The sequence below is a fragment of the Candidatus Blochmannia vicinus genome (genome assembly GCA_030020825.1).
GTDB classification, from domain to species: Bacteria; Pseudomonadota; Gammaproteobacteria; order Enterobacterales; family Enterobacteriaceae; genus Blochmanniella; species Blochmanniella vicinus_A.
Window position 1 is genome coordinate 151,110 of sequence record CP125213.1, and the last position, 12,953, is coordinate 164,062.

9 protein-coding genes are annotated in these 12,953 nt (G+C 27.5%); 4 read left to right on the forward strand and 5 right to left on the reverse strand.

Annotated elements, in window-relative coordinates; translation table 11 throughout:
* Nucleotides 1-53 precede the first annotated feature (53 nt).
* The 5 genes from ispC to rpsB form a co-directional block, all read right to left on the reverse strand.
* On the reverse strand, nt 54-1,247 hold the full coding sequence (gene ispC / locus QMA81_00630; protein ID WHL24841.1) for a 1-deoxy-D-xylulose-5-phosphate reductoisomerase: 1,194 nt from the start codon (nt 1,245-1,247) through the stop codon (nt 54-56).
* A gap of 96 nt (nt 1,248-1,343) precedes the next feature.
* A complete protein-coding gene (gene frr / locus QMA81_00635) occupies nt 1,344-1,907 on the reverse strand; it encodes a ribosome recycling factor (GenBank protein ID WHL24842.1) in 564 nt (187 codons plus the stop codon).
* Nucleotides 1,908-1,992: 85 nt separating this feature from the next.
* Nucleotides 1,993-2,718 (reverse strand): UMP kinase, encoded by a 726-nt coding sequence (pyrH, locus tag QMA81_00640; GenBank protein WHL24843.1) that lies wholly within the window; start codon nt 2,716-2,718, stop codon nt 1,993-1,995.
* A gap of 221 nt (nt 2,719-2,939) precedes the next feature.
* Nucleotides 2,940-3,758 carry a translation elongation factor Ts gene (tsf, locus tag QMA81_00645; protein WHL24844.1) on the reverse strand — a complete coding sequence of 273 codons (819 nt, stop codon included), beginning with the start codon at nt 3,756-3,758 and terminating at the stop codon, nt 2,940-2,942.
* 80 nt (nt 3,759-3,838) lie between these two features.
* Nucleotides 3,839-4,522 (reverse strand): 30S ribosomal protein S2, encoded by a 684-nt coding sequence (gene rpsB, locus QMA81_00650; protein WHL24845.1) that lies wholly within the window; start codon nt 4,520-4,522, stop codon nt 3,839-3,841.
* 327 nt (nt 4,523-4,849) lie between these two features.
* Here rpsB and map point away from each other — a divergent pair, with 327 nt between their 5' ends.
* The 4 genes from map to recD all read left to right on the forward strand — a co-directional run bounded on the left by map (nt 4,850) and on the right by recD (nt 12,911).
* On the forward strand, nt 4,850-5,644 hold the full coding sequence (map, locus tag QMA81_00655; protein WHL24846.1) for a type I methionyl aminopeptidase: 795 nt from the start codon (nt 4,850-4,852) through the stop codon (nt 5,642-5,644).
* 367 nt (nt 5,645-6,011) lie between these two features.
* Entirely contained in the window at nt 6,012-6,836 is an 825-nt protein-coding gene (dapD, locus tag QMA81_00660) for a 2,3,4,5-tetrahydropyridine-2,6-dicarboxylate N-succinyltransferase (GenBank protein WHL24847.1), read from the forward strand.
* Nucleotides 6,837-7,147: 311 nt separating this feature from the next.
* A complete protein-coding gene (gene recB, locus QMA81_00665; protein ID WHL24848.1) occupies nt 7,148-10,678 on the forward strand; it encodes an exodeoxyribonuclease V subunit beta in 3,531 nt (1,176 codons plus the stop codon).
* Between the two features lie 316 nt (nt 10,679-10,994).
* On the forward strand, nt 10,995-12,911 hold the full coding sequence (gene recD, locus QMA81_00670; protein ID WHL24849.1) for an exodeoxyribonuclease V subunit alpha: 1,917 nt from the start codon (nt 10,995-10,997) through the stop codon (nt 12,909-12,911).
* Nucleotides 12,912-12,953: the final 42 nt, after the last annotated feature.

The window sequence follows — 12,953 nt, forward strand, 5'->3', positions numbered from 1 at the left end:
TATGTCATTAAAAGTGTAATAATATGATAATTTGTTTAAAACAACATCGATTATCATACAATACATATTGACATTGCTTTTTTACGAGCTTTTTGATCAATATATAAAACATCTTCTATATCATTAGGATCATCTAAATTTATTTCATCAAGTACATGACGAATAATATCAGGGATTTCAGTGAAGGAGATCATTCTATTTAAAAATGCTTCTACGGCAACTTCATTTGCTGCGTTTAAAATAATGGTTGCTGCTTGACTACAATTATCAGCGTCTATTGCTAATTGTAAGCACGGGTATTTTTGATTATCTAATTGATCAAAGGATAATTTGTTAAGACAGTCTATGTTTATATTAGATAAGGTTTTCAATTTAATTCTATTAGGATAAGCCATTGCATATGTAATAGGAATTGTCATATCTGGAGGAGCTAAATGTGCTAAGATGTTTCCATCCGTATAGTATACCATAGCGTGAACAATAGATTGCGGATGTAATAAGATTTCTATCTCATGAGGCGCAGCGTTAAATAAATGGCGTGCTTCTATATATTCTAATCCTTTATTCATCATGGTAGCAGAATCTACTGATATTTTACGTCCCATAGACCAATTGGGATGAATACAAGCTTGTTCTGGTGTTATTGTAACTAGTTTTTCTTGTGGCATTTTAAAAAAAAATCCTCCAGATGCGGTTAATACAATACGAGAAATGCCATACTCAGATAAAGATAAATGTCCTAAATTTTTTTGACATGCTACTGGTAAATTTTGAAAAATTGCATTATGCTCGCTATCTATAGGTAGTATACATGAATGGTATCGTCTGGATTCTTGCATAAACAATTTTCCACAAGTAACTAAAATTTCTTTATTTGCTAACAATATCTTTTTCCCAGCACGTAATGCAGAAAAAGTAGGTTTTAATCCAGCAATTCCAACTATAGCCGACATAACCATATCAACATTATCAATCGCTGTTAATTCACAGGCGTTTATTAATCCAGATAGTACTTCAATATCATGTTTTCCAGCTGTGATTAAATTTTTTTTTAATGCTTTTGCAGCATCTTCACATATCATACATGCAAATTTAGGTTTCGTCATCATACACTGTTCCGTCATTACAGGAACATTATTTTTAGCTATCAATGCGTATACGGAAAACTTATCGGGATGTTGTTGTATTACGGAAAGGGTGGCCTTTCCAATAGATCCGGTACTACCTAGAATTGTTAAAGATTGCATATGTGTAAGCCATGGTGTTTATAGAGAGTATATAAATTAAAAAATTATGCTCGTTGTTTACATATATAGGGTTGTATATAGCTTATAATCTAATATTTAAAATTTCATTAATTCTGATTCTTTTTCTATTGAGATAATATCAATTTTTTTAATCCAAATATTAGTTAATTTTTGAATTTTTTTTTGAAAATCGTGTTCTTCATCTTCATTAATCTCTTTTTTTTTAATCAAAATTTTTATTTTATCATTAGCAATACGACGTATATTTCTTATAGATATTTTACTTTTTTCTGATTCAGTTCGTACCATTTTTATTAAAGTATGACGACGTTCTTCAGTTAATGAAGGTAATGTAACTTGAATAATATTACCATTAGAAACAGGAATTAGTCCTAAATTAGACATGAAAATAGCTTTTTCTATTGATTTAATTATTTTCTGATCAAAAACAGTAATAGCTAATGTACGCGAGTTTTTTGCTATAGTATTTGCTAATTGAGATAATGGAGTTGGTGTTCCATAATAATCTATTCGGATATTATTTAACATATTTGGAGAAATACGACCTATATGAATGTTATTTATGTTTACTTTAAAGTTTTTGATGCATTTTTCCATATCTGTTTCTGAATTTGTTTGAATGTTACTAATTGTATTCATCACATCATATATCTCTAGTTTATATTTTTATATTAAAAAGTGGATTTATGTAAATTTTATATTTAATTTTAGTAAATTTTTTAAATTATTTGGTTATTAAAGTTCCTTCTTTATATCCCATTATTATTCTTTTTAATGCTCCAAGTTTATTGATATTAAATATACGTATTGGCAAGTTATGTTCTCGTGCTAATGTAAATGCAGTTAAATCCATAACTTTTAGCTCACGCTCTAATACATCTCGATAACTTAATTGTTCATATAATGTAGCATCAGGATGTTGAATTGGATCAGTGGAAAATACTCCATCTACTTTAGTTGCTTTAAGTACTACATCTGCTTTAACTTCAATACCGCGTAAACAGGCTGCAGAATCAGTAGTAAACAAGGGATTGCCAGTGCCAGCAGCAAAAATTACTACCCAATTATTAGAGAGCAGATTAATCGCTTTTACCCAATTATAATGATCACACACTCCACTTAGTGGAATAGCTGACATTAAATGGGAATGAACATAAGCGCGATGTAATGCGCTCCTCATAGCTAACCCATTCATTATAGTTGCTAACATCCCAATATGGTCTCCGACTATTCGATTCATACCAGACTTTGCTAATCTAGTGCCACGAAATAGATTACCTCCTCCCATAACGATACCAATTTGAACACCTATGCTCACCAGTTCTTTAACTTCTATAACCATCCGATTTAACACAGTGGTATCTATTCCAAAACCTTCGGCACCTTGTAGAGCTTCTCCGCTCATTTTAAGCACGATACGCCGATAAATTGGTTTTGTGTGAGTTACCATTAATTATATTCCTCACAAAAAATGGTATAAATAGAAGCAGGCGCTAACTTAGTTAAGTTATTAAAGTAAAATATGTATGTCAATAATTATTCTGATTAATTAATGTAATTAATATAATTTCTATTCTCAAAATATTGAATATATTTGCTTCAAAAAATTAATGATAATCTGCTATATTTAAGTAATTAAATGTTTTATATTGATAATTATTAAATATTAATTTACATATTTTCACCTAATTCAAAACGAGCAAAATTATTAATTTTGATATGATACTCGGTTAATAATTGTTCAATCGTTTTGTTTATATCCATTATGAAGTCTTGTTTTATTAAAACAATGTCATTTAAAAATTTATTCATACGTCCTTCAGTTATTTTTTCTGCAATTTTATATGATTTTCCAGATTTTATGGCAATATCCATTTGAATATGGTATTCATGAATCATTATATCTTTTGGGATATCATCTACATTAATGTATTTTGGGTTTTTAGCTGCGATATGCATAGCAATATGTTTAACTAAATCAGCAGTCACATCGCCACTAACATTTACTATTACCCCAATTTTAGAGCCATGTACATAACATCCTAAAAAATTACCTGTTAATACAATAATCCTACGAATATTTATATTTTCTCCAACTTTTGAAATTATATTGGAACGTTTTTCTTCAAATCTAGTTTTTAATATATCAATATTGTTAATTTTTTCATTTAATGCTGTAATTTTAACAGTTTCAGCGAATTCTTGAAAAGTAGTATCTTTGGCTACAAAATCAGTTTCACAATTTATTTCTATCATAACACCATATTGTCTATTGGATGTAGTTTCTACTGCGATTAAGCCTGATGATGTTGTGCGTCCAGATTTTTTAGAAGCAGTTTTTAGGCCAGATTTTCTCATATTGTCTATGGCTAATTCAATATTTCCATTGGCTTTAATTAAAGCCTGTTTACATTCTACAACACCAATGCTAGTACGTTTACGTAATTCTTTAATTAAGTCATTATTAATTTTAATTATTTTTTTTTCCATAGTAATATCGCCATATTAGAGTATATATGATTCTACACGTTTTATGATCAATATAATTTGCGTGTAGCTATTATTATTAATTATTGAGCGCAATTTATATGTATTACATTGGATATTATATCTAAATATAGATTAATCGCACGTATGGCATCATCGTTACCTGGAATAATAAAGTCTATTTCATCTGGATTAGAATTTGTATCAACGATTGCAAAGACTGGAATTCCTAAACTATTTGCTTCTTTTATAGCAATATGTTCATGTGTTGCACCAACAGCAAAAATTGCATCTGGTAACCCACCCATGTTTTTAATACCTCCCAAACTATTTTCTAAATTAATAAGCTCGCGATTTAATATTAATGCTTCTTTTTTGGTTAATTTTTTAAAAGTACCATCTTGAGATTGAATTTCTAAGTCTTTTAGACGTTTTATAGATTGGCGTACTGTTTTCCAATTGGTTAACATTCCTCCTAACCAGCGATGATTGACAAAAAATTGATTACAGGCAAGTGCTGTTTTTTTAATAGCTTCACTGGCTGCACGTTTGGTGCCTACAAATAAAATTTTTCCCTTTAATGAAGCAATTTTATTTAATTCAACTAAAGCTTGTTTAAACATTAATATAGTTGTTTCTAAATTAATAATATGTATTTTATTACGAACACCAAAAATAAAAGGTTTCATTTTAGGGTTCCAATAACGAGTTTGGTGACCAAAATGAACACCGGCTTGAAGCATGTCACGTATAGAAAGTTTTTCCATTATTATACACCTCGGTTGATTGTTAAATATATTGTCTATAATATTTATGATTGTTCGTATCTAAACATAGATAGATTGTATTGTATATGTTATAATGAACTTAATAAGTCAAGAATAAAGAATAGTTTTTTACAATAGAATAAACAGGGAAATAATTAATAGATATTTTGCAATAAAATATACTTATTTACTACTAATAGTTATAAACAAGAGGTTGAATTTAATGTAATTTATTTTCATTCGGAAAATTATCTTGTATGTTTTATCATATAGTAGAAATGTTAGGATGTTTCGTATTCATCAGTATTAAGTTTGTAGTTGTATATTATGACGATTATTATTAAAACATCTGAAGATGTAGAAAAAATGAGGATTGCCGGAAAATTAGCCGCAGAAGTATTAGAAATGATTGAGCCCTATATTCAACCTGGAATTAGTACTGGAAAATTAGATACAATTTGTCATCATTATATTACGAAAATACAACATGCTATTTCTGCTCCTCTTGGTTATCATGGATTTCCTAAATCTATTTGTACTTCAGTTAATGATGTAGTATGTCATGGAATTCCAAATGATTTACATAAATTGAAAGAAGGCGATATTATAAATATTGATATTACAGTAATTAAAGATGGCTTGTATGCTGATACTTCTAAAATGTTTATCGTTGGTCAATCAACAAAGTTGGGATATGATTTATGTCAAGTTACTCAAAAAAGTCTTTATTTAGCAATTCACATGATTAAACCAGGAATACGTTTGAAAAAAGTAGGTCAAACTATTCAAAGATTTGTGGAGAATCAAAATTTTTCAATAGTAAGAGAATATTGTGGACATGGGATTGGAAAATTTTTCCATGAGGATCCTCATGTATTACATTATGATACTGACGATAAAGGTGTTATATTACAATCTGGAATGACGTTAACAATAGAACCTATGGTAAACGCGGGGAGTCGTCATATTTATACTGAAAATGATGGATGGACAGTAAAAACACGAGATCATAATTTGTCTGCACAATATGAACATACTATTGTTATTACAGAAAATGGATGTGAAGTTTTAACGTTACGTTCTGATGAATCTTTCCCATTTACTATTAGTCATAGTAATTAGTAGTATATATTTTGTGTTGAAGATTTTTAAATAAATATATTATAAATTATAATGAATAGATTAATTGGAATAAGTGCAATATTACAGATATATATGCAGAAATTTATATGTGTGTATCGTTGAATAAATTTATTAATGATGTACGTTGTTTAATACATATAAATAATAATGTGATAAGGTTATAAATTAAAGTTATGGGTCTACTTATGAAATATGGAAAGATTTTTTGATATAGGATGTGACTAAAATTGTAGATATGTTGAGTGTAAATTCACGGTATATTATATAAATAAACAAAGCAATTATTTTTAAAATTTAATTAAAAAATAAGATTTTAAATACATTATATGTCATGGACGCAAAATATATGAATCAGTTACAAAAAATAATAGAAAGCGTTTTTGATAAAAAAGAACATATTTCAAAAAGTGATATTGATTGTATTGTTAGAGATGCTATCTATGAAACTATAGATGGATTAGATAGTGGCAAATTGCGTATATCAGAAAAAATTAATGATAGGTGGGTTACTTATCAATGGCTAAAAAAGGCAATTCTCCTGTCATTTTACATTTTAGATAATAAATTAATAACTTGGGGTGATGGTCGTTTTTTTGATAAGTTTTCTATAAAATTTTCTGGATGGTCTGCAGCACGTTTTCAAAATAAAAAATTGCGGGTAATTCCACCAGCTACAGTACGTTATGGAGCTTATATTGCTGATAATATAGTAATTATGCCTTCTTATATTAATATTGGTGCTTATGTTGATACGGGCACTATGATTGATACTTGGGCTACAGTTGGGTCTTGTGCACAGATTGGGAAATACGTCCATTTATCTGGAGGTGTTGGTATTGGAGGAGTTTTAGAGCCAATTCAAACTAATCCAACTATTATTGAGGATAATTGTTTTATTGGGTCTCGTTCTGAAATTGTCGAAGGCGTGATTGTTGAAAAAGGGGCTGTAATTTCTATGGGAGTATTTATAGGACAAAGCACTAAAATATATGATCGAGATAGTGGAAATATATACTATGGACGTGTTCCATCTGGTTCAGTTGTAGTTCCTGGAAGTCTACCGTCTAAAGATGGTAGTGTTAATACTTATTGCGCAGTAATCGTAAAAACAGTAGATTCTAAAACTAAAGATAAAACCAAGATCAATGAGTTGCTGCGCGATATATATTAATAAAATAATTTTTATTTATTTAAGATTTTGTATTGTGGTTATTGTTTATATTTTCTATTTAGATTAAATTTTAGTTTTATTTTTTTATTTATATATAAAAATTGATTGATAACTAATTTCATAAATGATTTTTAAAAAATATTATTCTTATCCTTAATAAATATTATCTACTTATGAAATAAGTAGATAATATTTCTAGTGTCATTTTTGTGCCAATTATTTATATTATTTTAGGTAAATACTATAACAATACAGTTTTTAATCATATTAAATAGCTTTGGTTGCATTTAAGCATGATGAGATTATAGATTATGTATAACTTAAATGTTTTAGAATTGCCTTTGTATGGAATGCATTTAATTGAAGCTTCAGCAGGAACTGGTAAAACATATACACTGATAATAATTTATCTTAGGTTATTATTATGTTTGGGGAGCAAATCAGATTTTTCTCGTCCTTTAACAGTAAAAGAAATTCTCGTAGTCACTTTTACTCAATCTGCAGTACAAGAATTACGTTATCGAATAAGAGAAAATATTCGTCAATTTCGATTAGATTGTATACGTGGATGTAGTAGCAATTTTTTATTTTCTAAATTGTTATCGAAAATATGTAATATGAGTTTAGCTATAAATCAATTATCTGAAGCAGAAAAAAGAATTAATCAAGCATCTATATTCACCATTCATAGTTTTTGTCAAAACATTCTAAATCGTAATACAATTGAATTAAATATGTTGTTTAATACAAATATTATTGATAATGAAACTACATTATATCAACAGGTATGCACTGATTTTTGGAGACAGAATTTTTATGTGCTTCCATTAAATATAGTAAGCTTAATTAAAGAATATTGGAATGATCCAAATGCTCTTTTAAATGATATTTTTCCTTATATTTATGGATCTAGACCTAATTTTTATGACTATGATGAGTATGAAGAAAAAAAAAATATTATAACTTATTATGAACAGATTTTAATTTATATTAATAGTGTTAAAAAGAAATGGCGTGAAAATGAAAGTAGTATAATTGTTGTTATTAATGCCTATAATATTAATCGTAGAGTATACAACAAAAAAAATTTAATGCGTTGGATAAGTATAATTAATCAATGGGCTGAACAACTAACAATTAATCACATTATACCTAATGAGTTAAAACGTTTTAGGGAAACAGAGTTAAAAGTACATAATGATCATAGATTTAGTCATGTATATTTTTTGTTTCATACTATAGAAAAATTGTATAAGCAGTTATCTTTATTTAAAGCATTAATATTTAATATCGCAATAAATGAAGTGCGTAATAATCTAAATGATACTCAAAATTTAAGATCAGACATCACTTTTAACGATCTTATTAATGTTTTAGTTACTAGTTTAATTAAAGATAAAGAAAATAAATTAGCATGTATAATACGTGCAAGTTATCCAGTAGCAATTATTGATGAATTTCAAGATACAGATCAGCAACAATTTAAGATATTTTATATATTGTATAATAATTATTCAGAAAATGGTCTTATTTTAATAGGAGATCCCAAGCAATCAATTTATGCTTTTCGTGGAGCAGATATATTTGCATATATGAAAATACGTCGAACAGTATACAATAAATATAATCTTAATATTAATTGGCGTTCTTCATCAGGTATAGTTAATGCTGTTAATAAATTATTTCAATTTATACCTAATCCATTTGTTTTTGAAGATATTCCTTTTATTCCTTCGGTAGCAGCTAGTAAAAATAGTATGTATCGATTTGTGTTGAACAATCAATTACAAACATCTATGTGTTTTTGGGTGCATCCTGATAATCTAATTACAATAGATGACTATAAACAAGCAATGGCAAGGGAATGCGCTGTTGTTTTATGTAATTTATTGCACGAAATACATAATGGGACGGCTTGGTTAGAAGACGAAAAACATAAAAGAAAATTAAAAATATCAGACATAGCTGTATTAGTACGAAGTCACGAAGAAGCATCGCTTATTCGTGCTGCTTTATCGCAAGTAAATATATCAACAGTATTTTTATCTGATCCTAAAAGTATTTTTGAAACAATAGAATCTTATGAATTATTATTATTGTTAAGAGCAATCCTATTTCCAAAGAGGCATATAATTTGCACTGCTTTAACAACTGTTTTTTTTGGGTTAAATGCAACTGAAATTGAAAAAATTAATAATAATGAATCTAAATGGGAACAAATACTTGAAGAATTTGTTGAATATTATTCGATTTGGAAAAAACAAGGCGTGTACCTAATGATACAGAAAATAATTTTTTTCTATAAAGTACCAGAGAAATTATTATCTATACAAAGAGGTGAAATTAGTTTGGTAAATATTTTACATTTAGGTGAGTTATTGCAAAATGTTTCAATACAATTACAAGATGAATATGCGCTTATAGAATGGTTAATATTAAAAACAACACAACCAAAAAATAAGAGAGTATCTGACCAAACCTTACGATTGGGTAATAATTATCAATCAATAAAAATTAGTACAATACATAAATCTAAAGGATTAGAATTTCCATTAATATTTTTACCGTTTGCTGCAGACTTCAATTATAAAAAAAACAACCTTTTCCATGATAGGAAATCATATGAATCTTATTTAGATTTTAACGTATCGGGATTAAATTCAATATTGGCAGATGAAGAGCGTTTGTCAGAAGATTTAAGATTATTATATGTAGCAATGACTCGCAGCATTTATCATTGCTCTATAGGTATTGGTTCAGTAATACGCAGATATAAAAAGAAATCTAATATTAATGATTTACATCATAGCGCTTTGGGATATTTAATTCAAAAAAAAACCTCTGGCAATGTAGAAACATTAAAGAAAAATTTAAAAAGGTTAAGTGTTTGTTCAAATGGTGATATTTCTTTTCGTGTTATTCCACATTTTCAAAAAACGTGTGCTTATGTACCATCTATTATATCTAATCAATTTTTATCTGCAAAAAAATGGAAAGTATCTTCAAATTACACTCCATGGAGTATGACAAGTTTTAGCGCATTGAAAAATTCTGCTGTTGAAACATATTTAGATTATCAGAAACAATTAGGTACTAATAAAGATACTCAATTTCAAAAAAATGATATTTTATTAACCCCGCACACTTTCCCTAAAGGGAAAGTGTGCGGGAGGTTTTTTCATAGCATTTTTGAAATTTTAGATTTTAAAAAATTTTTGGATATGAAATGGTTACGCATACATATGGAAAGATATAATATTGATCCTATTTGGAAATATCTCATTCGAGAGTGGATATATATAATACTTAATACCCCTCTTGATAATGAAAATTTAACTCTTTCACAGATAATTGATGAAAATAAGAAAACTGAGTTTAAATTTTATTTACCAATCAATACATATTTGACACCACAAGAATTAGATTGTTTATGTAAATATTATGATCCTTTATCACGCAGATCCGAATCGCTTGATTTTTTAGGACTAACAGGAATGTTACAAGGTTTTATTGATTTAATTTTTTATTGGAATCATCGATATTATTTGTTGGATTACAAAACTAATTGGTTAGGAATAAATAATAATTCTTACGTCTGTTCTAAAATAGAACAAGAAATGATTAAATGTCGTTATGAATTGCAATATCAACTTTATACTTTAGCGTTGCATCGATTCTTACGTAATAAACTTATATCTTATGACTATGAAAAAGACTTTGGAGGAGTGTATTATTTATTTATACGAGGAATGGATGGAACACCATTTAGTAATGGTATTTATTTTACCCGTCCACTATCGATATTTATTAGTAAATTAGATGATTTGTTTTCTAGAGGATAATAAAAATAGCGTTACGTACATAATACTTAATTTTTTATAAAAAACTATAAAAGTATATATTTATATAAATAAATTGAATGCGATATAAAATTTTATAAAGATTAGCACATTTATTCATTTTAAGGGTGAAAATAATGTATATGCAATATAATTATGTATAATAAGTCATTGGACTGTAAAGGCATATAGATTATTGATATAAAATTGAAAATTAATAATTGTCCGTTTTTGATTAAAAGCGCATAATTTTTTTGATAATTAATGTAACAATGTAATATGATTAACTATAATAAGATAAATTTTATGATTTTTGTGCATGAAAGATATTATTAAAAGAGCTTTAAAATTAGAGTTGTGGAATACATTAGATGTGCAATTTGCTGATGTGTTAACTTTGCCTTTTTCTGATAATAATAAGTATAATATAAAAGAAGCCTTAATATTAGCTAGCGCGACATTAAGTGCACATGTTAGATTTGGCCATGTTTGTTTACCTTTGCATTTAATTACTTTCGATAGATTATTTCAAGGAAATCATCCTGAATTAGTCCATGTGATATATAAAAAATTAGGAAAATTATCAATAGATGCTTGGCAGGAATTATTATTTTCTTGTTCTGCAGTGAGCGATGGGTCGAAAGTTACACCGTTAGTATTGGAAAATAAGCGTTTATATTTATACCACATGTGGAAAGATGAATGCATAGTTGCGCAATTTTTTAATTATAAATGTCAGTCAAATATTTTGCAAAAAGAAAAAATAATTTCTGTGTTAAATCAATTATTTCCTATAATTTATACAGAAATTGACTGGCATAAAATAGCTACTGCTATTGGAATAACACATCAAAGAGTGTTAATTTCTGGAGGACCTGGTACTGGAAAAACATCTATTATAGCTAAAATAATAGCGGCGTTATTGTTATGTAGTAATAATCGTAATGACCTAAAAATAAAAATGATTGCTCCAACAGGAAAAGCGGCAGCACTTTTAACTGAATATTTTAAAATAAATATAAATAATATTTCACAATTAGATAAAACTTGTTTACATAATTTACCGGAGAAAGCTACTACTTTACATAGTTTATTAGGAACACAATTATATAAGAAAAATATTCAATATGATTGTTTAAATCTTATGAACTTAGATCTTTTGGTCATTGATGAAGCTTCTATGGTAAGCTTGTCTATGTTTGCTCAGTTATTTTTGATACTTTCACCCCAAACAAGAGTTATTTTTTTTGGTGATCAATATCAATTATATCCAGTAGAGCCTGGATCTGTATTTAAAGATATATGTCAGTTTGCTAGTTTTCAATATTCTTATAAACGTTATCAAGAAATTATAGAGCTTACAGGTTATGAATTTCCTATTGTATCTTACTCTGAATCACCTACACATTATAATTATAACAGTATTATTGATGGTATGTGTATACTGAGGAAAAATTATCGATTTAGTGCACGATCAGGAATTAGTAAATTGGCTGATGCTATAAATTTGGGGGATTATACTCGTGTTTTATCATTATTGACTTCAAACATATATAAGGATCTATATTATATCTATATTACAAGAAAAGAAAGTTATATGAATATGATTGTTAATTGCGCAATGGAATATTCTAACTATTTACAAAAATTACAACATACTAAAATGTCTAAAATAAATATTTTAGAATCTTTTAATCGTTATCGAATATTATGTGCATTACGTGATGGTCCATTTGGTGTAATAAGAATTAATTATTGTATTGAGAAAATATTAAGTGAAAAAGGATTAATTAAATTAGATAATTCTGGTAACTATATAGGTAGACCTATTATTATATTACGTAATAAACCATCTTTAGGATTATGTAATGGAGATGTTGGAGTATTGTTACTAAATGATCAGAATAAATTATCTGCATATTTTATTTTACCGGAAAATAGAATAAAAGTTGTGCAGTTATATCAATTACCGGAATATGAAACATGTTTTTCTATGACTATACATAAATCACAAGGGTCTGAGTTTAAATATATTGCAATAATATTACCTAATAAACACATGCCAATATTAACACGAGAGTTACTGTATACTGCTGTTACTAGATCTCGTCAATGTCTTTTTTTATATGCAACAGATCATGTAATTATGCGCAGCATTAATCTTGTCACAAAACGTTATAGTGGATTATACGATAGAATAAAAGAACACGTAATATTATATGATTCAATAAATTAAAATTTTTGTTTTTGTTTATAGAGAGTTTACTATATGGTTAAA

What these genes read in the sequence shown, in the direction of transcription:
- ispC (WHL24841.1), bottom strand. Translation starts at nt 1,247, where the DNA reads ATGCAATCTTTAACAATTCTAGGTAGTACCGGATCTATTGGAAAGGCC.
- frr (WHL24842.1), bottom strand. Translation starts at nt 1,907, where the DNA reads ATGAATACAATTAGTAACATTCAAACAAATTCAGAAACAGATATGGAA.
- pyrH (WHL24843.1), bottom strand. Translation starts at nt 2,718, where the DNA reads ATGGTAACTCACACAAAACCAATTTATCGGCGTATCGTGCTTAAAATG.
- tsf (WHL24844.1), bottom strand. Translation starts at nt 3,758, where the DNA reads ATGGAAAAAAAAATAATTAAAATTAATAATGACTTAATTAAAGAATTA.
- rpsB (WHL24845.1), bottom strand. Translation starts at nt 4,522, where the DNA reads ATGGAAAAACTTTCTATACGTGACATGCTTCAAGCCGGTGTTCATTTT.
- map (WHL24846.1), top strand. Translation starts at nt 4,850, where the DNA reads ATGACGATTATTATTAAAACATCTGAAGATGTAGAAAAAATGAGGATT.
- dapD (WHL24847.1), top strand. Translation starts at nt 6,012, where the DNA reads ATGAATCAGTTACAAAAAATAATAGAAAGCGTTTTTGATAAAAAAGAA.
- recB (WHL24848.1), top strand. Translation starts at nt 7,148, where the DNA reads ATGTATAACTTAAATGTTTTAGAATTGCCTTTGTATGGAATGCATTTA.
- recD (WHL24849.1), top strand. Translation starts at nt 10,995, where the DNA reads ATGAAAGATATTATTAAAAGAGCTTTAAAATTAGAGTTGTGGAATACA.